The following is a 21,654-nucleotide window of genomic DNA, read 5'->3' on the forward strand; positions in this document are numbered from 1 at the left end:
GACGAGAGGACCGTTGTGAGCACATCGTGGACGCCCGGCGGCATGGGCGGGGCCGGCCTGGAGGGCATCCTGCGCCAGGCGCAGGAGCAGCAGCGCCGGCTCGCGGACTTCCAGCGGCAGCGCGCCGAGCTGCGGGTCGTCGGGGAGAGCCCGGACGGCCTGGTCCAGGTCACCGTCGACGGCGACATGAAGGTCGGCGACATCCAGATCGACGCCCGGGCGATGCGGCTGGACAGCTTCAGCCTGGCCGAGTCGCTCCAGGCCGCCATCGACGCCGCCTACGAGGCGCACGCCGAGCGCCAGCGCGAGCTGCTGGAGGAGATGCTCGGCGGTGCCGACCTGGTCCGGCGGGCCGAGGCGGGCAAGGTCACCCCCGAGGAGTGGTTCCAGCAGTTCGGGGTGGATCTCAACGACCCGCTGCGCCGGCTGCGCGGCTGACGAGAGGAGAGGTCCCGTGGCCAACGTCGTCGACGTCGACGCCATCCGCAAGGCCGGGCAGAAGCTCGCGGCCGCCGACGGCCCGATGGCCTACCTGCGCAACGCGCAGCGGGCACTGGAGGGCGTCAAGCTGTCGGGCATGTCCATGACGCTGCTCGGCCTGTCCGCCGTCAGCGCGCACAACGATGCCGTCGACGGTCACCTCGACAACCTGCGCACCGGCGTCGAGCACCTGGAGCGGGCCGCCGCCAACCTCGAACAGAGCGCGCTCAACTGGGAGAAGTCGGACCAGCCCTGGGTGGTCAAGTGACCTCGCGGGTGCGGGACGCAGGGAGGGCTCGATGCCGGAGATCCTGATCGCGAATTCCTCGGGCTCGGTGGTGGGGACGCACAGCGTCGCCGCGCAGACCGCGCCGGTCCGCTCACTGGCCGGGGCGGCGCGGGCCAACTGGGTGTGGCTGGTCGGCGCGGCCTTCCTGACCGCCGCCATCATCCACCTCGAGACGTTCGACAACGACGAGGTCAACCAGTCCATCAAGGAGTGGGGCGACGCGGCCCGCTTCCTGGGCGGCGACCAGTTCGGCGCGGCGCTGGAGAGCGTGATCCCGTCCAGCGAGGAGTGGGACTTCGACGACCGGGACGCGTTCGACGCCTTCGTGCAGAAGCTCAACGCCGAGATCGGGGCGCTCGCGGAGGCGCTCAACGCCAACAAGGACGCGCTGACGGCCGTCCGCGACCACTTCAACGCCTCGATCGACGCCCTGGTCGGCGCGCTGGTGCCGATCCTCATCGCGGTCATCGCGGCCGTGGCCCTCCAGGCGTTCCCCGCGACCGCGCCGCTGGCGCAGGCGATCGGGGTGGCCGGCCTCACCGCCACCGCGGCGATCCTCGGGCTCATCTTCACGGACATCGGCGCGCTGTTCTCCACGGTGGCGTCGGCGTTCCGCGGTAACAGTCAGTACAACTTCGTCTCGGACTCCCGTCCGGGCTGGGCGACCGGCGACGCCGACCCCGACATCCAGGACATCCAGATCGACTGGGTGCAGGACCCGGGCTTCTACCGGGCCTGAGCGGCCGGGCCGAGAGGTGGGTGCCACCGTGTGGCAGAGCATGTTGTTCGGGTACGCGCTGGTGACCATCCCGGTCTTCATCGTCCTGGGGCTCGTCGCGCAGCTCACCCGGTCGCGCCTGGCCCGCAGGGCGATGGAACTCGTCCTGCTCAGCGGGGTGGCGGCATTCGCGGTGGCCCTCGGCACCCTCGCCGACGACGCGGTGCAGTGGGTGCTCGTGTCGATGCTCGCCCTGATCTTCGTGGTCGGGGTGGTGCTGCACGTGCGCTCGTACTCCCGCTCCGCATAGGTGCGAGGGGCCGCTGCGGCGGCCTTCGGGCGACCACTCGGGGCAGGGCTGCGAGGCATGGACACCGTCCGCTACGGTCTTGACTGAGTGTCCGTCGGTGGGGTGATTGCCTTGCGGCGGGGGAGGACGCGGCGACTGCGCCGCCACAAGAAGACGGAAGGGTGTGAAGCATGGCGTTCGAGGTCGAAGCAGCGACTCTGCATACCGCCGCGGGTGACGTGCGCTCCACGCGCAGCGATGTCGACGGCGAGCTGAAGAAGCTGTGGAACGTGGTCGACGACCTGGCCATCGCCTGGAAGGGGCAGGCGTCCACCGGCTTCCAGTCGCTCATGCAGCGCTGGAACGAGGACACGGGCAAGCTGCTGACGGCGATGGACAACATCGCCGACCTGCTCGACAAGTCGGGTACGACGCACCAGGTCAACGACGAAGAGCAGCAGCAGATGCTGGACAAGTTCCACTCTGCACTCAACCCGTGATCCGCCGAGACGAGCAGGGGAGGAACTCATGAGCATCAAGGTCGACTACGCGGTCCTCGAGAGCAGCAACCAGCAGATGATGGCCATCTCGAAGACCATCGACGAGAAGCTGGACACGCTGCGTTCGATGCTGTCGAAGCTCCAGTGGGACGGCGAGGACCGTGCCGCCTACGAGCAGCACCAGGCGCAGTGGGACGCCGCCGTCCGGGACATCAACAAGATCCTGAACGACATCGGTGGCGCCGTGGGCATCGCCCGCGAGAACTACGTCAGCACCGAGATGAGCAACGCCAAGGCGTGGAACTGACACAGTCGCCGACGCGGCTCCGGTCCGGTTCGACCGGGCCGGAGCCGCGTCGCGTTGTGTGCCGATAGGTCCTGGGAGAATCATGCGTGCGGGCAAGCCTTCGCGGTCCAAGCTCCGGCTGGCCGTCGCGGCGCTGGCGGTGGTCGTCGGCGCCGGTTCCGGTCCACTGGCCGCGCCGGCCCCGGCCCGCGCCGACACGGTGCGCGGCCTCCAGTGGTACCTCGACACCCTGAAGATCCCGCAGGCCCACAAGCTCACCAAGGGCAGGGGCGTGACCGTCGCGGTCATCGACACCGGGGTCAACCCCAACCTGCCGGACCTGCGCGGTCAGGTCCTGCCGGGCAAGGGCATCGGCTCCGGGACGGCGGCCGACGGTCGCCGCGACGACGACGCCAGGAAGGCCCACGGTTCGGCGATGGCCGGGATCATCGCGTCCCGGGGCGGTGGCGCGATGCGGCACCTGGGCATCGCCCCGGAGGCGAAGATCCTGCCCGTCGCGATGGGTGACTCCTTCGATTCGGCAGACCTCTCGAAGGGCATCCGCTGGGCGGCCGACGCCGGCGCCGACGTGATCAACATGTCCGTCGGGACGGGCACGGCGGCGACCCCCGACGAGATCGCCGCCGTCCGCTACGCCCTGGACAAGGACGTCGTGCTGATCGCCTCGGCCGGCAACCGGCTGCAGAACGACCGCGTCGTCACCAGCCCCGCCAACATCCCCGGCGTCATCGCGGTGACCGGGCTGGCGAAGAACGGCGAGTTCTTCGCGCAGAGCGCCACCGGTCGGGAGGCCGTGCTCGCCGCGCCGATGCAGGAGATCATCTCTCCCCGGTCCGCGTCCGTGTCGTCCAACGGCTACGGCATCGGCAGCGGCACGAGCGACGCCGCCGCCATCACCTCCGGGGTGGCGGCGCTGGTCCGCGCCAAGTACCCGGACCTCGACGCGGCCAACGTGGTGAACCGGCTGATCCGCACCGCCCGCGACCTGGGCCCGGCCGGCCACGACAGCCAGCACGGCTTCGGCGCGGTCGACCCGGTCGCCGCGCTGACGCGATCGGTGCCGGCGGTCGACGCGCACCCGCTGCTCGCCGGCGCCCCGGACGGCGCCGCCCCGTCCGCGGGCGCGGCCACGCCGCAGAAGGACGATGGGCCGGCGGTGTCGATCAGCATGAAGAAGGACACGCGCGCGCTGGTGCAGGGGGCGCTCTGCCTGCTCGTGCCCGTCGCGTTGCTGATCCTCGTGATCGTGCTGGTGCGCCGGTCCCGCCGGAAGGCGGCCCTCGTCCGGCCCGGCCCGCCCGGTTACCCGCCGCCCGGCGGCCCGCCCGGCTATCCGCCGCCGGGCTATCCGCCGCCGGGCTATCCGCCGCCCGGCCCGCAGGCCGGTCCGCCCGGGTACCCGCCGCACCCAGGCCACCCGCCGTCCGGCGGCGCGCCGGGAGGGTCGCACGGCAACCCGCAGTTCGGCGCGCCCGGCTATCCGCCCCCCGGCGGGGCACCGGGCACGCCCGCACCGCCCCAGGCGGGACCCCCGCCCGGGTACGGCCCGACGCCCACCGGCGGAACCCACCCGTACGGTGCGCCGCCGGCACCCCAGGCCGGTGCCTGGCAGCCGCCCGGCGCCGCGCCGACGGCACCACCCCCGCCGGCCCCCGGCGGACACCAGCAGTAAGCCACATTGTCAGTCGGCGACGGGGAGGAACCGATGACGGACGACAGGACGGACCAGCCGGAGGAGATCCGGGTGGACACCCCATACATGCCCATCACCCCGCTGGCACCCACAGTGCACGTCAGCGGCATCACGATGGACAACGTCAACCGGGCGCAGACCCCCTCCGGCCTGGTGCCGGGGTCGGGCGAGAGCGGCGACAACACGGAGTGGGACGCGTCCAGTCTGGACAAGGCCATCGAGTGGTTGGAGTCGCACGCCTCGTTTCTCAACAAGCAGTCGTACACGATGGTCGAGATCCAGGACCGGATGGGCGGCGCGGCGGCGTCGGGCGGCATGAACGGCGTGGGGGGCGGGGCGACGAGCCCGCTCGGCGCCTTCGACCGGGCGGGCGACCTGGCCCGCAAGCACGGCAGTCTCTTCACCACCACGCAGCAGAGCGTCCGCAAGCTCGCCGAGGACCTCTACCAGGCCGCCAACGCGCTGCGCGAGGTCAAGGAGAACTACGAGACGGCGGAGAAGGCGAACGCCATGTCCGCCGCCGAGATGGAGCGCGCCTTCAGCCAAGCCGCCACCAACGGATCCAACGGCTGATCGGGAGAGTGACAGGATGCCGAGCTGGGAAGAGATGTGCCAGCAGATCGTCGTCGCGGGCAGGCCGGGCGACGTCACCAGCGCCGCCCTGGGCTGGGAGCAGCTGCTGAAGAACCTGAACTCCGTCAAGGAGAGCCTGGAGACGAACGTCGCCGATCTCGGTGAGGTGTGGAAGGGCCCGGCGTACGAGTCGTTCAAGACCCACATCAAGCAGATCGCGACGGACACGGGCCGGGTCGTCGACGACGCCGAGAAGCACAACGGCATCGTCCAGTCGCTGAAGACCGCCGCCGACAAGCTGAGCGCCGCGCAGGCCGAGTTCCCCATCCCCGCGAGCTGCGTGAACGACGTGCTGGAGGCGCGCAACGGCCGCATCGTGATCGACACGGGCCTCTTCGAGATGAAGGTCAAGCCCGACTTCCTGGGCCTGCTCGACCCGCTCACCTCGCTCGCCGACTGGCTCAACGACAAGTCCGACGAGGCGGCCAAGGTCTACAACCAGGTCAGCGGCGAGTACGTGACCATCGACTCGGGCACGCCCGGCCAGACCACGCCCGGCATGACCCAGTCGCCGAACGTGGAGACCCCGAACCTGGGCGGTGGCCCGGGTGCCGGCCCGATGGGCGGTGCGCCCAGCATGGGCGGGATGCCCTCGACCGGTGGCATGCCGGGCGGTGGCATGCCGTCGCTCAGCGGGGCCGGCGTGCCCGAGACCGGGACCACCGGGATCGGCTCCACCGCGCACCCCGGCCTGACCACTGGCGGCTACGACCCGAGCGGTGGTTACGACCCCAGCGGTGGCTACGACCCGAGCACGGGCAGCCTCGCCGACGACTACGGCAGCGGTCTGGCCGGTGCCGGCGCCCCGACGGTCCCCGCGCTCGGCGGCGGTGGCGGTGGCGGCGGCCTGCCCGGCACCACCGGGCTCGGCGGCGGTGGCGGTGGCGGGCTGGGCGGCGGTGGCGTCATCCCGGGCGGCGGCTCGCTCGGCCGGCCGGTGAGCCCCAACATGGGCCCGATGATGGGCGGCGGCGCGGCCGGCGCCAATCGCGGTGGCGGCCGGGGCGCTGGTGGCAAGCTCGGCGCCGGCGGCAAGCTCGGTGCGGGTGGCATGGGCCCGATGATGGGCGGTGCGGCCGGTGGGGCCGGCCGTGGCGGCGGGCGCGCGGGTGCCGCCGGCGTGGGCGCCAAGGGCGTCGGTGCGGGCGCGCGGGGCGTCGGTGGCATGGCCGGCATGGGCGCCGGCTACGGCGAGGAGGAGACCCCTCGCAACACCTGGCTGGAGGAGGACGAGGACGTCTGGGGCGCGGACGGCGGCGGTACGCCGGGCATCCTGCGCTGACGCAGTCACGCCGAGCGCCGTCCACCGCACCGGTGGGCGGCGCTCGACGCTGTCCGGGCGGGATCGGGGCGGTGCGGGAGAGGAGCGTCAGCCGGCCGTGGCGTCCGTCGCGGACGGGCGGCGGCCCGGGCGCCAGCCCCGGCGTCGCCCGCGGATCAGGATCGGCTTGACCGACAGCAGCAGCGCGGCGACGAGCGCGCCGACGGCGGCGGCCCAGACCGCGACGGTGCCCTGCCAGGCGAGCGGGTCCTCGGTGGAGGGCGGTGCCGGCATCGCGCCGGCCGGCGGGTCGGTACGGGTGCCGAGCACGGTCGCCACCGCCCGGTACGGGTTCACCACCCCGTGGCCGACCTCGGCGTTCTTCCCCTCGGGCGGGCTGTCGGCCGTCCGGATCAGCCGGTCGGCGACCTGCTCCGGGTCGAGGTCGGGGTGAGCGGCCCGGACCAGCGCGGCCACCCCGGAGACGTACGCGGCGGCGAAGCTGGTGCCGCCCTGCGGCTCGGCGAGGAAGCCCTCGCCCCCGGGGGCCGGGCCGAGGATGTTCAGCCCGGGCGCCGCGAGGTCGACGTAGTCCCCGCTGACCGAGCTGCCCACGTGGCCGCCTTCCTCGTCCACCCCGGCGACCGCGATCACTCCGGGGTAGGCGGCCGGGAACGCGGGCCTGTCCTGCTGGTTCTCCTGGCGGTTGCCGGCGGCGGCCACCACGACCACCCCCTCGTCGAGGGCGTAGCGGACGGCGTCGGCGAGATCCTGCCGGTCCAGGGTCACCAGCGACAGGTTGATCACGTCGGCGCCGTTCTGCACCGACCACCGGATCGCCTCGGCGATCTGCCCCGGCAGCCCCTCGTCGACCGTGGTCCTGGTGTCGGGCAGGACGCGTACCGGAAGGATCCTGGCCTGCGGCGCGATGCCGCTGAACGACGCGCCGGTGCCCTCCTTCCCGGCGATGATGCCGCCGACGATGGTGCCGTGGCCGGCGAGGTCGCAGCGGCCCTGCTGCTGCGGCAGGCCGTTGAAGTCCCGGCCCGCCTTGACCTGGCCCTTCAGGGCGGGATGGTGGGCGGAGACGCCGGAGTCGATGACCGCCACCGTGACGCCGGCGCCCCGGGAGATCCGCCAGGCCGACGAGGGTTCGAGTCTCCTCAGCGGCCACGGCGTCTCGGCGGGAGCGGCGACGCCGGGGGGCCCGCAGCGGGGGACCGCCGCCGAGGCGGGCGACGGGGCGATGACGGCGGTGCCGAGCAGGACCGCGGCCGCTCCACCGAGGACCGCGCGGGCACCGCGCCCGCCTCGGCGGGCCGGCCCGGTCCCGCCCGGTCGGAAACTCTCGCGCACGCGGTGAGATTACCGCCGGGGGCCCGAGCGGCGTGCCGCCGCCCGGCCCCTCGTCAGGAGCGCTCGGTGGCCTCGGCCGGCTCCTGGTCGTCGGCGAAGAGGGCGAGGAGGGCGCCGACCTGCCGGTCCGCTTCGGCGGGGTGCCGGAACCGCCCGGCGGGGTTGAGCGTGTACTCGTTGCGTCGGCCCACCCGGGTGCGGTTCAGGTAGCCGCCGGCCTCCAGGTCGGCGACGATCGCCTGCGCGGCCCGCTCGGTGACGCCCACCTCGTCGGCGACGTCGCGGAGCCGGGCGGTGGGATTGCGGGCGATGGCGAGCAGCACGTGCCCGTGGTTGGTGAGGAAGGTCCAGTTGCGGGTGCTCCCGTTCTCCCCTGTCGTCGCCATGCCCGCCATCGTATGGCCCCTGCTTCGTGTTTTCCTGCGCGCCCTCGCGGCCGACGGACGCGCGGAGGGCCCGGCACCGCCGCGCCAGGGCCGCCGAACATATGAAATGCATATCACGCATCCCTTGACGTATCTTGCAGTGCGTGTGACGGTGGTGGCAGCCCGCGTCCAGCGTCGGCCCGGGTGACCAGGCCGTTCACGTGAGGTAGCGAGGTGTGGGATGAGTCGTCCCGGATCGCCAGGAAGCCAACCGGGCCCGGAGCGGACGCTCCCGGTGCCGGCCACGGGCGGGGCCCCGGCCGACGTCGGCACCGCGATCGCCGTCCCCGCGAGTCCCGAGCAGGCGCTCGCCGAGCTGCACGCCGGCAACCGGCGGTTCGTGACCGGCGCCCCGCGCCACCCCAACCAGGACGCCGGGCACCGCGCCGCGGTCGCCGACGGGCAGCACCCCTTCGCGGTGATCGTCGGTTGCTCCGACTCCCGGCTCGCCGCCGAGATCATCTTCGACCGCGGCCTCGGTGACCTCTTCGTGGTCCGCACCGCCGGGCACACCATCGGTCCCGAGGTGCTGGGCAGCGTGGAGTACGCCGTCACGGTCCTGGGCACGCCGCTGGTGGTGGTGCTCGGTCACGACTCCTGCGGGGCCGTCCAGGCGGCTCGTGCGGCGGACGCCACCGGCACCCCGCCGGTCGGGCACCTGTGCGCCGTGGTGGACGCCGTGGTGCCCAGCCTGCGCCGGGCCGCCGCCGAGGGCGTGCACGACATCGACGGCATCGTCGACATCCACATCGCGCACACCGTCGAGGCGATGCTGGGCCGCTCCGCCGTCCTCGCCGCGGAGGTGGCCGCCGGCCGCTGCGGGGTGGTCGGCATGTCGTACCGGCTGACCGCCGGCGAGGTGCGGACGGTGGCCGAGGTGCCCGCCCGCACGGCCGACGCGCCGGAGGCGGCGGCCAGCGCCGCGCTCGCCTGACTCCGCCCGCCCGGCAGGTCGTCGCGGCGGGCCCGTACAGACGACAGAGGGCCGCTCCCGCGTCCGGCGGGGCGGCCCTCTGTGTGTACGTGTGGTCCCGGCTAGAGCAGTGACACGTGGACGTGGTCGGTGTGGTTCGACGGGCCGCTGTAGGAACTCCAGCCGGTCGCCGGGAACCAGATCTGTCTGTTCCAGATCACGTAGTAGATGCCGAGCCGATCGGCGTTGCGGACCAGGAACGCGGTCAGGTTGTTGCCGTACATGTAGGTGTCGTCGTTGTGCCAGGGGGAGAAGCCGCTCTTCTGCAGCGACCAGTCGCAGGCCCGGCCCTTCGGGTGCTCGTACGGCCCGCCGGGGCGGTAACAGCCGACGAACCGGTTGAAGCCGGCCCGCTTGACCTCCTTGTACATGTGCAGGGTGCGCGCCGTGATGCGGCCGGAGGTGGTGGGATCGGCCTCGGTGGGTGACAGCGGCGTCCAGTCGCCGTCGGCCGTCCGTCCCGGCGCGATCTTCGCCACCGGCGAGGTGGCGACCACCTTGCCACTGGTCAGTCCTCTGCCGCCGACCAGCGCGAGCGCCTTCTCCGCCTCCCGCTTGCCGCGCGCCATCTCGTTCGTCAGCTTCTGCTGTTCGCGGACCTCGGTGTCGAGCGCCAGCTTGGCCTGCTCGGCGCGGTCCTTGACCGCGTTCACCTCGGCGAGCTTCTTGGAGTTGACCAGGTTGAGCTCGTCGAGGGCGGCGGCGCGCTTGACGAACGAGTCGGGGCTGGCGGTGTCCAGCAGCATGGACACCGCGCCGATCCGCCCGGTGCGGTAGGACTGGGCGGCGATCTGGCTGACCTGGGGGGCCAGCGCGCTCAGTTCGGCCTGCGCCCGGGAGACCTCCAGGGCCAGTTCGAGCTGGCGCTTCTTCGACTTCGCCAGCTTCGCCTTGGCCTGCACGTAGGACCGGTTCCGGGCCTCGATGAGGTCGTCGAGCAGCTTGGGCTCGTCGTCCCCGTGCCCGGAGGGCTTGGGCGGGGTGGGCGCGGCCGCCGCCGGCAGAGGCCCGGCGAAGACCGCCAGAGCGGCGAGTACGGCCACCACGGGCGTCAACCAGCGGCGTAGGGGTGCCGTCACAGTTTTCCCTTCCGTCGACCGCCGACCGGGTTAGCTGACGGGTTCGGGGCGGAAGTGGCCCCTACCGCTGTCGCGGATTCACCCCACGTACCTGGGTCCCCGGTTCGCCTCGCGGCGATTGGGCGGCGGCACCGCAGGCGCCGCTGCGCGCCTTCGGCGGTGACCGGCAGCGAGGTTACCCGAGAACGCTCCCGGGGATCTACGTCCCTAAGCCGACTAAATGCGTTATTTCGTAATGGCGGACGGTGACCAGTGACGCGTTTATCAGGACGAACGCCCTGTTCGGTCACGCTGAGGAGCGTCACCATGCGGTGTCCGTACTTCTGCGCCCGTCGGGCCATTCGGCGGGAGCGGCGGACGGCGTGTCCCCACGCGGCCCGCTGAGGGCCTCCAGCGCCTCGGACCGGTCGGTCGCCGGCCGGGGTGTCGGCGCGGTCGTGCGCGTGGGCGCGGCGCGGCCGGTGGCGTCCCCGCCGCGTCGGCCGGCCGTGGTCACCAGGGCCGCCAGCGCGGTGGTCAGCGGCACGGCGGCGATCAGGCCCAGGGTGGCGACTGCGCTGCGGACGATCTCCTGGGCGAGGAACTCGCTGGTGAGAAGTTGGGTCACCGCCCGCGAGTCGGCGGTCAGCAGGAGCAGCACCGGCAGGGAGGCGCCCGCGTACGCCAGCACGATGGTGTTCACCGTCGAGGCGATGTGCGCCCGGCCGACCCGGGTCGCCGCCCGGTAGAGCTGCGTCCGGGACAGCCCGGGGTTGGCGTGGGCCAGCTCGGTGACCGTGGCGGCCTGGGTCACCGTGACGTCGTCCAGCACGCCGAGGGAGCCGATGACGATCCCGGCCAGCAGCAGCCCGTGCAGGTCGACGTCGGCCTGGTACATCGACAGCGTGGTGGCGTCCTCGGAGCCGAACCCGGTCAGGTGGGTCGCGGCGGTGGCGATCGTGCCGAGGACACCGGTCAGCACCAGGCTGCCCAGCGTGCCGAGCACGGCGACCGAGGTCTGCGCCGTCACGCCGTGGGTCAGGTAGAGCACCACGAACATGATCAGAGCGGCGCCGACGACCGCGACCAGCAGGGGCGGGTTCCCGGCGCTGATGCCCGGCAGCACGAAGGTCAGCAGGATGGCGAAGCTCGCCGCCAGGCCGCCCAGCGCGGCCAGCCCGCGCCACCGCCCGAAGGCGACGATGGCGGCCGCGAAGAGCGCCACCAGCCAGACCAGCGGCTTGCCGCGCTGGTGCTCGGCGATGTTGTAGGTGCTGGCCGTGGGGTCGGCGGGGTCGGTGAGCTCGACCAGGATGATCTCGTCGTCCACGGCGACGGTCGGCGCACCGGGCCCGGCCGGGATCGGCGTCTGGATCTGCTGGCCGGCGTCGGGGCCGTCCTGCACCCGTACGGTGACCGTGCCGCAGGGGCCCTGCCGCGCGTCGGGGCTCCCCTCCGGGGCCTCCGGGGCGGGCGGGCACGGCTCCGTCACCACCCGGGTCACCGTGCCGTGGTAGCGGGGTGCGTCGGTGCCGGTCGCCGGGTCGGGCGCGTCCCACGGCCACAGCACCAGGGCCGCGATCAGCGTGGCGACGAAGAGGGGCACCACCGTCGCGACGAGGATCCGCCGCACCCTCGGCGGGGCGGACGGAGCGGGACGGGTGTGGTCGGCGCCCAACGTGTGTCTCCCTACGAATCCAGGGCGGGGTACGGGCCGGCGGGGCCGGTCGGTTCACCCGTCGCCGCGTGGGCGCGACGGGGATCGCTTCCGCGTGGTGGTGCGGTCACGTACCGCGGTCCTGGGCCCCCACCCGGTCGCGGGTGGGCGGTGCCGCCGCCCGGCGGTGCGCGCGGGGCGGGTGGTGCGGAGTCCGGAGGGCCACCGGCCGAATGGTAGCCACCCCGGCATCGGGGCGCAGGTCGTGCGGGTGGTGTCGCGGCGCGGACCTTCACCACGCCCGCCGGCACGCCCACGCGCGGGACCTGCGCGCGCCCGGCCGCCCATGTTCGGCTCCTCACGCGCGATACCCATCCGTGCCCGACCGGCCCACCTTCGCCGTCGACGTGCGGGAACCGGTGCCGGCCCGCGCACGTGCGGGGGCCGGACGTGGGTGGTGCCCGTGCGGCACGGGTCGACGCGCTAGCGTGAGGGACGTGCGGACGACGGTGACGGCGGCGCGGGGCGCGCGGCTCCTGTTGCTCGTCGGCACGCTGCTCGGGCTGGCCGCGATGCACACGATCGGCCACGACTCGCACCAGACGGGTCATCCCGCGAACCCGTCGGCGCACGCCGCCGCCGCGCCCGGCCCGCACGCCGCCGCCGCCGCGCCCGGCCCGCACGCCGCCGCCGCCGCGCCCGGCCCGCACGCCGCCGGGTTGGCTCTCCAGACCGTCGTGGGCTGTCCCGGGGGCTGCGCCTCCGAGGACCTGCTGCCTGCCGGCGGTGATACGGGGAGAGGGCTGCCCGGGTGGGGCGTGTGCCTGGCGGTGCTGGGCGCGTTCACGGCCGCGCTGCTGCTGGCGGCGGTGCTGTCGGTCCGCGTACGCGCCGTCGGCCCGACCGGGGGCGGTCCGGTCGGCGCCTTCCCGCCGCCCCGGGCCCCGCCGCCCCGGCCGGTCGGTCTGCGGCTCGCCACGGTCTCGGTGCTGCGCAGGTAGGACGCGTTCGACGCGGTGCGGTTGCACGCCGTTCCGCGTCCCCGTCATGCCGCGTACGTTCCGACACCGAAAGGTTCCACCATGACCACTCGTACCCTCGCGCGCCGTGCCGCCCTGGCCGGCGTCGCCGTCACCACCGCCCTCGCCCTCGCCGCCTGCGGTGGCGACGACCACTCGTCGCCGGGGGCGGGGCACGGCACCCCCGGCGCCGGCGGGCCGGCCGCCACCGCCACCGGTGCGGCCGCGTTCGGCGACGCGGACGTGATGTTCGCCCAGATGATGATTCCGCACCACCGGCAGGCGGTGGAGATGGCCGAACTGGCGCCGACGCGGGCGGCGGATCCGGAGGTCAGGCGGCTCGCCACGGAGATCAAGGCCGCCCAGGGACCCGAGATCGCCACGATGAGCGGTTGGTTGGCGGCCTGGGGGCGGCCGGTGCCGTCGCCGGGCGGCATGCCGCACATGGACCACGGCATGCCCGGCATGATGTCCGACGCCGACATGGCGAAGCTGGCAGCTGCCACCGGCCGGGAGTTCGACCGGCAGTTCCTGACCATGATGATCGCCCACCACGAGGGCGCGATCACCATGGCCCGCGACGAGCTGGCCCGGGGCGTGAACGCGGAAGCCAAGGCAATGGCCCAGCAGATCGTCCGCACCCAGCAGGCGGAGATCGACACGATGCGCAAGATCCTCGGCCGGTTCTGAGCCGCCCGCCCCGGCGTCCCCGACCGGGGGCGCCGGGGCGCCCTGGCCGTACCGCCCCAGGGGGTGCCGGGGCGCCGCCACCGGATCCTGCCTGGAGGGGCCCGGCGGCGCGGATCCTGCCTGGAGGGGCCCGGCGCGCGGATCCTGCCGTGCGGGCCCGGGCGCGCGGAACCGGTGCGCCGACCGGGCGAAGGAGCCTGCCGGTGGTCAGCCGCGCTTCATGAGGCGACCGACGGCGGCCATCATCTCGGTGGCCATCTCGTCGGCCCGGCCCTCGGCCGCGCCCTCGCGCATGCAGTGCCGGGCGTGCCCGTCGAGCAGGCCCAGCGCGACCTTGTCCAGGGCGGCCTGGATCGCGGAGATCTGGGTGAGCACGTCGATGCAGTAGCGATCCTCGTCGACCATCTTCTCGATGCCACGGACCTGCCCCTCGACGCGGCGCAGCCGCGCGAGCAGCTGATCCTTGGTGGCGGTGTAGCCCCTGGTCGGCGTGGGCGTCGGTGTGGTCATGGGGTCGAGGATACCGTACCCCTCGGGGGTATGGTACGTTCGCTTCCAGTCGGGATACCCCCACCGGGTACCGGTACGCGACGCAGGCACCGGTCCGCCTCCGATTTACCCCTGGGGGGTATAGGCTGGAGGCGTCGAGAGGAGAGTTCCATGATCACCACGACGTACCAGGTGCAGGGCATGACCTGTGGGCACTGCGCCACCGCGGTCAGCACCGAGGTCGGCGCGATCCCGGGCGTCAGCGACGTCCAGGTCGACGTCGCCGCCGGTCAGGTCACCGTCACCAGCGAAGGTCCGTTGGAAACCGACACCGTGCGCTCCGCCGTCGACGAGGCCGGCTACGACCTCGTCGGCGCCTGAGGCGCGGGCACGGGGGAAACGAGGCACACCATGAACACGGCGACGAAGCTGAGCGGTTTCGCCCTCGGCCTCGCGGTGGTGTTCGGCGCGACGTACGGGGTCGGTCGGGTGGCCGACCCCGTGGCGCCGCCCGCCGAAGCCCCGCACGACGCCACCGGGGGGCACGGCGACGGCGGCGAGGACGGACACGGGGGCGACAGCGGCGGGGCGGCGCACCTGCCCGGCGGCCTGCTCGTCTCCGACCGCGGCTACACCCTGCGCCCGGTGGACGCCCCGGCCGGGCAGTTCGCCTTCCAGGTCACCGGCCCGGACGGCCGGGCGGTGACCGCGTACGACGTCGCGCACGACAAGCGCATGCACCTGATCGTGGCCCGCCGCGACCTCTCCGGCTTCCGGCACGTGCACCCCGAGATGGCGCCGGACGGCACCTGGCGGGTCGACTCGCCACTCGCCGGTCCCGGCGTCTGGCGGGCGTTCGCCGACTTCACCCCGACCGGGGGCGAGGCGCTGACGCTCGGCGTCGACGTGACCGTCCCCGGCGCGCTGACCGGGCGGCCCCTGCCCGCCCCGGCGACCAGCACCACGGTCGACGGCTACACCGTCACGCTCGCCGGCGCCCCGGAGCCCGGCCGCACCGCCGAGCTGACCCTGACGGTGAGCCGCGCCGGCGCGCCGGTCACCGACCTGGAGCCCTACCTGGGCGCGTACGGCCACCTGGTGGCGCTGCGTCAGGGCGACCTGGCCTACCTGCACGTGCACCCGCACGGCGAGCCGGGCGACGGCCGGACGCGGCCCGGCCCCGAGGTGAGCTTCTCGGCCGAGATGCCGTCGGCCGGGGCCTACCGCCTCTACCTGGACTTCAAGCACGGCGGCGTGGTGCGTACCGCCGAGTTCACCGTCGTCGCCGGCAGCCCGACCGCGCCGGGTGTCCCGGCGGCGACCAGCTCCCCGACGGCGGGCACGCCCGCCGCCACGAGCTCCCCGACCGCCGGCGCCGACCACGGCGTCCCCGGTCACGGGCACGACTGACGGGAAGCATGATGACGACCAAGCCCTTGCTGACGGCGCCGAACCAGATCGAGCTGGCGATCGGCGGGATGACCTGCGCCTCCTGCGCGGCCCGGATCGAGAAGAAGCTGAACCGGATGGACGGGGTGACGGCCACCGTCAACTACGCCACGGAGAAGGCCACCGTCCGGTACGCCGACGAGGTCACCCCGGACGAGCTGATCGCCACGGTGGAGAAGACCGGCTACACGGCGGCCCTGCCGCCCCCGCCCACGCCCGCCGGCGGCGAACCGGCCGCCGAGCCGGTGGACGAGCTGCGCGGCCTGCGTACCAGGCTGTGGGTATCGGCCGTGCTCACCGTGCCCGTGATCGTGCTGGCGATGGTGCCCGCCTGGCAGTTCGACTTCTGGCAGTGGCTGTCGCTCACCCTGGCCGCCCCGGTCGTGGCCTACGGCGGGCTGCCCTTCCACCGGGCGGCCTGGATCAACCTGCGGCACGGCGCGGCGACCATGGACACCCTGGTCTCGCTCGGCACCCTGGCGGCGTTCGGCTGGTCGGTCTGGGCGCTCTTCCTCGGCACCGCCGGGACGCCGGGGATGACCCACCCGTTCAGCCTCGCCATCAACCGCTCCGACGGCGCCGGCAACATCTACCTGGAGGCGGCGGCCGGGGTGACCGTGTTCATCCTCGCCGGCCGCTACTTCGAGGCGCGGGCGAAGCGGACCGCCGGCGCGGCGCTGCGGGCCCTGCTCGAACTCGGCGCCAAGGACGTCGCCGTGCTGCGCGGCGGCACGGAGACCCGGATCCCGGTGGACCAGCTCGTGGTGGGGGACCGGTTCGTGGTGCGGCCCGGTGAGAAGATCGCCACGGACGGCGTGGTCGACGAGGGCACCTCGGCGGTCGACGCCAGCATGCTCACCGGCGAGTCCGTCCCGGTCGAGGTCGGCCCGGGCGAGCCCGTGGTCGGCGCGACCGTCAACGCGGGCGGCCGGCTGGTGGTCACCGCCACCCGCATCGGCGGCGACACCCAACTGGCCCAGATGGCCCGGCTGGTCGAGCAGGCGCAGACCGGCAAGGCGGCGGTGCAGCGGCTGGCCGACCGGATCTCCGGCGTCTTCGTGCCGATCGTGATCGCCCTCGCGGTGGGCACCCTCGGCTGGTGGCTCGGCAACGGGTCGGGCGGGACCGCCGCGTTCACCGCCGCCGTGGCGGTGCTGATCATCGCCTGCCCGTGCGCCCTCGGGCTGGCCACGCCGACCGCCCTGCTGGTCGGCACCGGCCGGGGCGCGCAGCTCGGCGTCCTGATCAAGGGGCCGGAGGTGCTGGAGTCCACGAAGCAGGTCGACACGGTCGTGCTGGACAAGACCGGCACCGTCACCACCGGTCGGATGACGCTGGTGGACGTGGTCCCGGCGGCCGGCGAGGACCGCGCGGAGCTGCTGCGGCTCGCCGGGGCGCTGGAGTCCGCGTCCGAGCACCCGATCGCCCGGGCCGTCGCCGCCGGGGCGGCCGAGGTGGGCGTGCTGCCGCCGGTGACCGGGTTCGCCAACGCCGAGGGGCTCGGCGTGAGCGGGACGGTCGACGGCCGGGAGGTGCTCATCGGTCGGCCCCGACTGCTGCGCGAGCACGGCCTCGACGTACCGGAGGAGGTCGCGCGGGCGGCGGCCACGGCGGAGGCCCAGGGGCGGACGGCGGTGCTGGCCGGCTGGGACGGCCGGGCCCGCGGGGTCCTCGCGGTGGCCGACGTGGTCCGACCGACGAGCCGGGCGGCGATCGCACAGCTGCGCGCGCTCGGCCTGACGCCGGTGCTGCTGACCGGCGACAACACCACCGTCGCCCGCGCCGTGGCCGCCGAGTTGGGCATCGACGAGGTGGTCGCCGAGGTGCTGCCGGCCGACAAGGTCGACGTCGTGCGGCGGCTCCAGGACGAGGGGCGGGTGGTGGCGATGGTCGGCGACGGGGTCAACGACGCCGCCGCGCTGGCTCAGGCCGACCTCGGCCTGGCGATGGGCACCGGCACGGACGTGGCGATCGAGGCGTCCGACCTGACCCTGGTCCGGGGTGACCTGATGGCCGCCGTGGACGCGATCCGGCTCGCCCGGCGCACCCTCGGCATCATCAAGGGCAACCTGTTCTGGGCCTTCGCCTACAACGTGGCGGCCCTGCCGCTGGCCGCCGCCGGCCTGCTGAACCCGATGATCGCCGGCGCCGCGATGGCCTTCTCCTCGGTCTTCGTGGTCGCCAACAGCCTCCGGCTGCGGGGCTTCCGCCCGGTCTCCTGACCCCTGTGCACCGTGCCGCCGGCCCCGTCCGTCAGGGGCCGGCGGCACCGGTCGTCACGGGCCCGCCGGCCTGGCGGCAGGGTCGTCCGGCGGCGATGGACGACCGGACGGTTGGACGGTGGCGGTGCGGGGTATTCGAGAGGCGTACCGGCACCGCCAATCCGGAGGTTGACATGGGTTTCGAAGACAAGATCAACAACACGACCGAGGACGCGGCCGGCAAGCTGAAGGAAGGCGCCGGCCGGGCCACCGACAACGAGCGGCTCGAGGCCGAGGGGCGCAACGACCAGGCCAGCGCCAAGCTCAAGCAGGCCGGCGAGAAGATCAAGGACGCCTTCAAGAGCTGACCCGCGTACGCGCCCTCCGCCGGACCGGTCTCCAGCCGAGCCGGCGGAGGGCGTACTGGCGCGTCCGGCGGACGTTTCCCCCGGCAGGCGCCACTCGTTGGCAGGTCGACGTCCCGCCGCCCGGCGCCGGCCGCACCCGTGCCGTCAGCCCCGGGAAGGTCGAGACCCCGAACGGGAGGTCCCGTGTCCCGATCCGTCGTCTACGCGCGCCGCGCCGCCGCCACGGTGGCGCTCGGGGTGCTGGCCGTGGGTTGCCAGGACACCGCGCGGGAGGAGGCCGCCCGGACCGGCGCGGCCCCGCCGCCGAGCCCGACGGCCCCGGCGAGCGCCGCCCCGAGCCCCTCCCCGGTCGCCACGACCGCCGCCAACACCGTCGAGGTCTGCCGCGAGGTCGACAAGCTCATCCTCGCCGGCAGCCGGCGGATCGCCACCGACTCGGCGGCCTCGGTCACCCGCGACCTGACCGGTGAGCAGGTCGCCGACCAGCTCCGGCGCAACCTGGCGGGGCTGGCGGACGACGTACGCGCGCAGGCCCGCCGTGCCGCCGACCCGGAGATCCGCGCCCTGATCCAGGAGACCGCCGACCGGATCGACGCCGGTTCCCGGGCGTCCCGGCCGGCCGCCTGGATGGACTCCACCTTCACCGCGATCCCACCGAAGCTGACCCGCGAGTGCCGCGCCTGAGGCCGACGGGCACGTTGCCCGGGCACCGGCGTGGACGCCTGACCCGCGACGCCGGCCGGCATGCACCCCCGTGCCGCACGCCGGCCGGCGTCCGTCAGCGCGGCTCCCGCAGCCGCCGGGACTCGTCGGTCCCCGTCAGCCGCGCGGCCCGCAACTCCAGGTAGCGCTGCTCCGGCAGGCTCGTCGTCCCCCGTGCCGCAGCCAGGTACGCCGCCCGCGCCCGCTCCGGTTCGCCGGCCAGTTCCAGCAGGTGGGCGCGGACGGCGGCGAGCCGATGGTGCCCGGCCGTGCGGTCGTCGTCGTCGAGCGGGGCGAGCAGGGCCAGGCCGGCGCGGGGACCGTCCACCATGGCCACCGCGACGGCCTGGTTCAGGGTGACCATCGGGCTCGGGGCGGTCCGGGCGAGCAGCCGGTAGAGCGCCAGGATCTGTCGCCAGTCGGTGCGCCCGGCGGACGGGGCCTCGGCGTGCACGGCCGCGATCGCCGCCTGGAGCTGGTACGGACCGGGCGGTGACCAGGTCAACGCCTCGGTGACCAGCGCGGTCCCCTCGCCGATCGCCTCGTGGTCCCAGCGGTCGCGGTCCTGCTCGGCGAGCGGGACCAGCTCCCCGGCGGGCCCGGTGCGGGCGGCCCGGTGCGCGTCGGTGAGCAGCATCAACGCCAGCAGCCCGGTCACCTCGCCGTCGCCCGGGAGCAGCCGGTGCACCAGCCGGGCCAGCCGGATCGCCTCGGTGGTCAGGTCGGCCCGGTGCAGGTCCGGCCCGCTGGACGCGGTGTACCCCTCGTTGAAGATCAGGTAGAGCACCTGGAGCACGGCCCGTAGCCGCTCGTCCCGGTCCCCGGGGGCGGGCATCGTGAACCGCGCCCCGGCGGCCTCGATCCGCTGCTTGGCCCGGCGGATGCGCTGGCTCATCGTCGCCTCGGGCACGAGGTACGCCCGCGCGATCTGCGCGGTGGTGAGGCCGCCGACCGCCCGTAGCGTCAGCGCGACCTGAGCCGACCGGGCCAGCGCCGGATGGCAGCAGAGGAACAGCAGGGCCAGCGTGTCGTCCCCCGCCGGTGGCTGTTCGTCGACGGCCGGCGCGACCGTCGCGTACGCCGGCTCGCGGGCGGCCAGCGCGGCCTCCCGGTTGCGTCGGGCGCGCTCGCTGCGCCACTCGTCGGTCAGCCGGCGCGTGGCGACGGTGAGCAACCACGCCCGGGGGTTGTCCGGCACGCCCTGTTGCGGCCACTGCACGGCGGCGGCGAGCAGCGCCTCCTGCACGGCGTCCTCGGCGGCGTCGAACTGGCCGTGCCGGCGGACGAGCAGGCCGAGGACCTGCGGCGCCAGGTCGCGCAGCAGGTCCTCCAGGTGCCCTCCGCTCACATCTCCGTCCCGGCCTCGTCCATGATCGCCCGCACCTCCAGCACGCCGAAGCCCCGCCGCACGTCCGGCCAGCTGGCGGCGATCTCGGCGGCCCGCTCGGGGCTGTCGCAGTCGACCATCAGGTAGCCGGCGAACTGCTCCTTGCTCTCCATGTACGGCCCGTCGGTCACCTCCGGCCGGTCACCGGCCAGCCGGACCGTACGCGCCTGCGACGGGTCGGCCAGGGCCTGACCGCCGAGGAACTCGCCCGACTCGGTCAGTTCCCGCATGAGCTCGTCGACCTCGCCGAAGAGCGCGCTGCGCTCCTGCTCCGACAGGCCGTCCACGAACCCCGGGCGGTTCCAGATCAGCAGCATGTACTTCATCGGGTGCTCCTCGTTTCCTCGGCCGAGCCCATGGTGGCGCGTTTCCGGTGAGGGGTCGGAGCCGACCCGCCGGTTCCGACAGCCGGCGGTACGGAATCTCAGCGCCGGCCGCGTACCTGGCGCTTCGGGGCGGGGCCGGCGCCGAGCGAGGCGCGGTCGGCGGCGGAGGTGCCCGACGACCAGCCCTCGGCGTCGCGCACCGTGAGCCGCCCCCGGACGACGCCGGGGAAGAGCGTGTCGAGGCGTTCGCGTACCGCCTCGGCGCGGGTGGCGAGCACCGGCAGCAGCCGTTCCGGCCCGGCCTGTGCCGTCGCCTCCCGGTCGGCCGCGTCCGTGGCGGCCCGCAGCCGCTCGCCGATCCGCAGCGCGAAGGCGTTGAGGAAGGACTCGTCGTAGTCCCGGGTGCGCCGGCCGGTGCTCCTGGCCCGCCGTTCGCCCCGGCCGCGCAGCATCGCGGTGGTGGCCTGCACCAGCAGCGAGGTGTAGAGCAGCTCGACCGCCTCCAGGTCGGCCGGCCAGCCCAGCACGGTGGTGAAGCCGAGGTCGTCGGACCAGACGGCCTCGCAGCGGTTCGCCGCCGCCACCTCCTGCGCCAGCAGCGCCTTCGCGCCCGCGTACGGGGGCTCGGTGCCGAGGCGCATCCCGCCGGGCCGGTCGGTGGGCTCGGCGGCGCCCGCCAGCAGCGCCTGGTCGATGCTGTGCCGGGCGATCAGCTCCTGGGCCTTGCCGGTCAGCGCCTCCGCCTCGGCCGGGTAGGTGGTCGACTCCGCCTTGGCCAGCAGCGCCCGCACCCGGTCGAGCATCCGGGAGCCGCTGCCCGGCCCGCCGCGCGCGACGGCCGTCCCGGGCGCGCCGGGCGGCGGGCGCAGCACGGCGATCGGCGGGAGCCCCTCGATCAGGGCCAGCGCGTCGACCGCCGCCCGCAGCGCGGTGAACCGGTCGCACCCGGCGCGGGCGGACCAGGCGGTCAGGTGGCCCTCGTCGGCGTCCCACCACACCCCGGCGCCCAGGTCGCGCAGCTGGTCGTCCCACCACGGCGGCACCGGGTCGGCCAGCTCGCGGCGCTGCGCGGCGAGCGCGTCGGTGACCAGCCCGGCCGCCCGGGGGTCGAGTCGGCGGGCGGCGAGTCGGCCGAGGTCCACCGGCTGCCAGCCGCGCTGCGCCAGCCGCCCCACGCCCCGCGCCAAGCGGCGCAGGAGCGCGGCGTCCACCGCCGCCGCGCCGTCCGCGGCGCCCGTCCCGATCATCAGCCGGTCCAGCTGCCGCTCCGCGAGGCGTACGTCGGTGCCGCGTACCGCCGCGAGCGCGTCGTTGACCAGTTCCTCGGCGTCCGGCACGGCCGTGTCCTCCTGGGGTCTGCTTCTTCCGTGCCGGGAAACGACCG

The 21,654-nt window shown here is 74.4% G+C and carries 25 protein-coding genes and 1 riboswitch; of the genes, 17 read left to right on the plus strand and 8 right to left on the minus strand.

Annotation, left to right across the window (positions count from 1 at the left end):
- Positions 1-15 precede the first annotated feature (15 nt).
- The 9 genes from ACN27A_RS24705 (at position 16) to ACN27A_RS24745 (ending at position 6,191) form a co-directional block, all read left to right on the plus strand.
- Positions 16-438 carry a YbaB/EbfC family nucleoid-associated protein gene (locus ACN27A_RS24705; RefSeq protein ID WP_421457021.1) on the plus strand — a complete coding sequence of 141 codons (423 nt, stop codon included), beginning with the start codon at positions 16-18 and terminating at the stop codon, positions 436-438.
- Positions 439-454: 16 nt separating this feature from the next.
- Positions 455-748 carry a hypothetical protein gene (locus ACN27A_RS24710; protein WP_121396953.1) on the plus strand — a complete coding sequence of 98 codons (294 nt, stop codon included), beginning with the start codon at positions 455-457 and terminating at the stop codon, positions 746-748.
- 31 nt (positions 749-779) lie between these two features.
- Entirely contained in the window at positions 780-1,508 is a 729-nt protein-coding gene (locus tag ACN27A_RS24715; protein WP_132231854.1) for a hypothetical protein, read from the plus strand.
- Between the two features lie 28 nt (positions 1,509-1,536).
- Complete coding sequence (locus tag ACN27A_RS24720) at positions 1,537-1,797, plus strand: hypothetical protein (protein ID WP_132231852.1); 261 nt, start codon at positions 1,537-1,539, stop codon at positions 1,795-1,797.
- A 170-nt stretch (positions 1,798-1,967) separates the two neighbouring features.
- The gene (locus ACN27A_RS24725; RefSeq protein WP_089002280.1) at positions 1,968-2,276 is read left to right on the plus strand and encodes a WXG100 family type VII secretion target; all 309 of its coding nucleotides are present in this window, start codon (positions 1,968-1,970) and stop codon (positions 2,274-2,276) included.
- A 28-nt stretch (positions 2,277-2,304) separates the two neighbouring features.
- Positions 2,305-2,583, plus strand: coding sequence for a WXG100 family type VII secretion target (locus ACN27A_RS24730; RefSeq protein ID WP_101413905.1), 279 nt, complete (start codon positions 2,305-2,307; stop codon positions 2,581-2,583).
- An 82-nt stretch (positions 2,584-2,665) separates the two neighbouring features.
- Positions 2,666-4,255 carry a S8 family serine peptidase gene (locus ACN27A_RS24735; protein WP_421457022.1) on the plus strand — a complete coding sequence of 530 codons (1,590 nt, stop codon included), beginning with the start codon at positions 2,666-2,668 and terminating at the stop codon, positions 4,253-4,255.
- 33 nt (positions 4,256-4,288) lie between these two features.
- A complete protein-coding gene (locus ACN27A_RS24740; protein WP_132231850.1) occupies positions 4,289-4,849 on the plus strand; it encodes a hypothetical protein in 561 nt (186 codons plus the stop codon).
- A 16-nt stretch (positions 4,850-4,865) separates the two neighbouring features.
- The gene (locus ACN27A_RS24745; RefSeq protein ID WP_421457023.1) at positions 4,866-6,191 is read left to right on the plus strand and encodes a WXG100 family type VII secretion target; all 1,326 of its coding nucleotides are present in this window, start codon (positions 4,866-4,868) and stop codon (positions 6,189-6,191) included.
- 87 nt (positions 6,192-6,278) lie between these two features.
- On the opposite strand, the gene mycP is transcribed toward ACN27A_RS24745, so the two are convergent.
- Both mycP and ACN27A_RS24755 read right to left on the minus strand, forming a co-directional pair.
- Entirely contained in the window at positions 6,279-7,526 is a 1,248-nt protein-coding gene (gene mycP, locus ACN27A_RS24750; RefSeq protein WP_421457024.1) for a type VII secretion-associated serine protease mycosin, read from the minus strand.
- A 53-nt stretch (positions 7,527-7,579) separates the two neighbouring features.
- Positions 7,580-7,921 carry a MarR family winged helix-turn-helix transcriptional regulator gene (locus ACN27A_RS24755; RefSeq protein WP_311410559.1) on the minus strand — a complete coding sequence of 114 codons (342 nt, stop codon included), beginning with the start codon at positions 7,919-7,921 and terminating at the stop codon, positions 7,580-7,582.
- A 211-nt stretch (positions 7,922-8,132) separates the two neighbouring features.
- Here ACN27A_RS24755 and ACN27A_RS24760 point away from each other — a divergent pair, with 211 nt between their 5' ends.
- Entirely contained in the window at positions 8,133-8,885 is a 753-nt protein-coding gene (locus tag ACN27A_RS24760) for a carbonic anhydrase (protein WP_421457025.1), read from the plus strand.
- 101 nt (positions 8,886-8,986) lie between these two features.
- Here ACN27A_RS24760 and ACN27A_RS24765 read toward each other — a convergent pair whose 3' ends face one another.
- Together ACN27A_RS24765 and ACN27A_RS24770 are read right to left on the minus strand one after the other, a co-directional pair.
- Positions 8,987-10,003 (minus strand): coiled-coil domain-containing protein, encoded by a 1,017-nt coding sequence (locus ACN27A_RS24765; protein ID WP_421457026.1) that lies wholly within the window; start codon positions 10,001-10,003, stop codon positions 8,987-8,989.
- A gap of 3 nt (positions 10,004-10,006) precedes the next feature.
- Positions 10,007-10,138, minus strand: a riboswitch (cyclic di-AMP (ydaO/yuaA leader).
- Positions 10,139-10,304: 166 nt separating this feature from the next.
- Positions 10,305-11,660 carry a YibE/F family protein gene (locus ACN27A_RS24770; protein WP_421457027.1) on the minus strand — a complete coding sequence of 452 codons (1,356 nt, stop codon included), beginning with the start codon at positions 11,658-11,660 and terminating at the stop codon, positions 10,305-10,307.
- A gap of 476 nt (positions 11,661-12,136) precedes the next feature.
- Here ACN27A_RS24770 and ACN27A_RS24775 point away from each other — a divergent pair, with 476 nt between their 5' ends.
- Positions 12,137-12,640 (plus strand): hypothetical protein, encoded by a 504-nt coding sequence (locus ACN27A_RS24775; RefSeq protein ID WP_421457028.1) that lies wholly within the window; start codon positions 12,137-12,139, stop codon positions 12,638-12,640.
- Positions 12,641-12,721: 81 nt separating this feature from the next.
- A complete protein-coding gene (locus ACN27A_RS24780; protein WP_421457029.1) occupies positions 12,722-13,348 on the plus strand; it encodes a DUF305 domain-containing protein in 627 nt (208 codons plus the stop codon).
- A 207-nt stretch (positions 13,349-13,555) separates the two neighbouring features.
- Here the strand turns inward: ACN27A_RS24780 and ACN27A_RS24785 are convergent, their stop codons facing one another.
- The gene (locus ACN27A_RS24785) at positions 13,556-13,858 is read right to left on the minus strand and encodes a metal-sensitive transcriptional regulator (protein WP_132231828.1); all 303 of its coding nucleotides are present in this window, start codon (positions 13,856-13,858) and stop codon (positions 13,556-13,558) included.
- 150 nt (positions 13,859-14,008) lie between these two features.
- Between ACN27A_RS24785 and ACN27A_RS24790 the strand changes: the two genes are divergently transcribed.
- The 5 genes from ACN27A_RS24790 to ACN27A_RS24810 all read left to right on the plus strand — a co-directional run bounded on the left by ACN27A_RS24790 (position 14,009) and on the right by ACN27A_RS24810 (position 18,539).
- Positions 14,009-14,218, plus strand: a complete 210-nt coding sequence (locus ACN27A_RS24790) for a heavy-metal-associated domain-containing protein (RefSeq protein WP_132231826.1) — start codon at positions 14,009-14,011, stop codon at positions 14,216-14,218.
- Positions 14,219-14,248: 30 nt separating this feature from the next.
- A complete protein-coding gene (locus tag ACN27A_RS24795) occupies positions 14,249-15,247 on the plus strand; it encodes a hypothetical protein (RefSeq protein ID WP_421457030.1) in 999 nt (332 codons plus the stop codon).
- A gap of 8 nt (positions 15,248-15,255) precedes the next feature.
- Positions 15,256-17,508 carry a heavy metal translocating P-type ATPase gene (locus tag ACN27A_RS24800; protein WP_421457031.1) on the plus strand — a complete coding sequence of 751 codons (2,253 nt, stop codon included), beginning with the start codon at positions 15,256-15,258 and terminating at the stop codon, positions 17,506-17,508.
- Positions 17,509-17,681: 173 nt separating this feature from the next.
- Positions 17,682-17,855, plus strand: a complete 174-nt coding sequence (locus ACN27A_RS24805) for a CsbD family protein (RefSeq protein ID WP_132231820.1) — start codon at positions 17,682-17,684, stop codon at positions 17,853-17,855.
- Between the two features lie 183 nt (positions 17,856-18,038).
- Positions 18,039-18,539, plus strand: a complete 501-nt coding sequence (locus ACN27A_RS24810) for a hypothetical protein (RefSeq protein ID WP_421457032.1) — start codon at positions 18,039-18,041, stop codon at positions 18,537-18,539.
- 94 nt (positions 18,540-18,633) lie between these two features.
- Here ACN27A_RS24810 and ACN27A_RS24815 read toward each other — a convergent pair whose 3' ends face one another.
- The 3 genes from ACN27A_RS24815 to ACN27A_RS24825 all read right to left on the minus strand — a co-directional run bounded on the left by ACN27A_RS24815 (position 18,634) and on the right by ACN27A_RS24825 (position 21,607).
- Positions 18,634-19,905: an RNA polymerase sigma factor gene (locus ACN27A_RS24815; protein WP_421457033.1), complete on the minus strand. Its 1,272-nt coding sequence runs from the start codon at positions 19,903-19,905 to the stop codon at positions 18,634-18,636.
- Positions 19,902-20,270 carry a YciI family protein gene (locus tag ACN27A_RS24820; RefSeq protein ID WP_151455124.1) on the minus strand — a complete coding sequence of 123 codons (369 nt, stop codon included), beginning with the start codon at positions 20,268-20,270 and terminating at the stop codon, positions 19,902-19,904. Before ACN27A_RS24820 ends, ACN27A_RS24815 begins: the two co-directional genes overlap by 4 nt.
- Positions 20,271-20,368: 98 nt before the next feature.
- The gene (locus tag ACN27A_RS24825; RefSeq protein WP_421457034.1) at positions 20,369-21,607 is read right to left on the minus strand and encodes a DUF2786 domain-containing protein; all 1,239 of its coding nucleotides are present in this window, start codon (positions 21,605-21,607) and stop codon (positions 20,369-20,371) included.
- Between the last annotated feature and the right edge of the window lie 47 nt (positions 21,608-21,654).

Origin of the sequence: Micromonospora sp. WMMD737, from assembly GCF_049179055.1 — a bacterium.
GTDB lineage: Bacteria > Actinomycetota > Actinomycetes > Mycobacteriales > Micromonosporaceae > Micromonospora > Micromonospora reichwaldensis.

Bases quoted from the DNA above. Each gene is read 5' to 3' on its own strand.
- ACN27A_RS24760 (WP_421457025.1), top strand. From the start codon at position 8,133: ATGAGTCGTCCCGGATCGCCAGGAAGCCAACCGGGCCCGGAGCGGACG.
- ACN27A_RS24795 (WP_421457030.1), top strand. From the start codon at position 14,249: ATGAACACGGCGACGAAGCTGAGCGGTTTCGCCCTCGGCCTCGCGGTG.
- ACN27A_RS24785 (WP_132231828.1), bottom strand. From the start codon at position 13,858: ATGACCACACCGACGCCCACGCCGACCAGGGGCTACACCGCCACCAAG.
- ACN27A_RS24780 (WP_421457029.1), top strand. From the start codon at position 12,722: ATGACCACTCGTACCCTCGCGCGCCGTGCCGCCCTGGCCGGCGTCGCC.
- ACN27A_RS24725 (WP_089002280.1), top strand. From the start codon at position 1,968: ATGGCGTTCGAGGTCGAAGCAGCGACTCTGCATACCGCCGCGGGTGAC.
- ACN27A_RS24820 (WP_151455124.1), bottom strand. From the start codon at position 20,270: ATGAAGTACATGCTGCTGATCTGGAACCGCCCGGGGTTCGTGGACGGC.
- ACN27A_RS24730 (WP_101413905.1), top strand. From the start codon at position 2,305: ATGAGCATCAAGGTCGACTACGCGGTCCTCGAGAGCAGCAACCAGCAG.
- ACN27A_RS24745 (WP_421457023.1), top strand. From the start codon at position 4,866: ATGCCGAGCTGGGAAGAGATGTGCCAGCAGATCGTCGTCGCGGGCAGG.
- ACN27A_RS24790 (WP_132231826.1), top strand. From the start codon at position 14,009: ATGATCACCACGACGTACCAGGTGCAGGGCATGACCTGTGGGCACTGC.
- ACN27A_RS24715 (WP_132231854.1), top strand. From the start codon at position 780: ATGCCGGAGATCCTGATCGCGAATTCCTCGGGCTCGGTGGTGGGGACG.
- ACN27A_RS24805 (WP_132231820.1), top strand. From the start codon at position 17,682: ATGGGTTTCGAAGACAAGATCAACAACACGACCGAGGACGCGGCCGGC.
- ACN27A_RS24740 (WP_132231850.1), top strand. From the start codon at position 4,289: ATGACGGACGACAGGACGGACCAGCCGGAGGAGATCCGGGTGGACACC.
- ACN27A_RS24800 (WP_421457031.1), top strand. From the start codon at position 15,256: ATGATGACGACCAAGCCCTTGCTGACGGCGCCGAACCAGATCGAGCTG.
- ACN27A_RS24735 (WP_421457022.1), top strand. From the start codon at position 2,666: ATGCGTGCGGGCAAGCCTTCGCGGTCCAAGCTCCGGCTGGCCGTCGCG.
- ACN27A_RS24755 (WP_311410559.1), bottom strand. From the start codon at position 7,921: ATGGCGGGCATGGCGACGACAGGGGAGAACGGGAGCACCCGCAACTGG.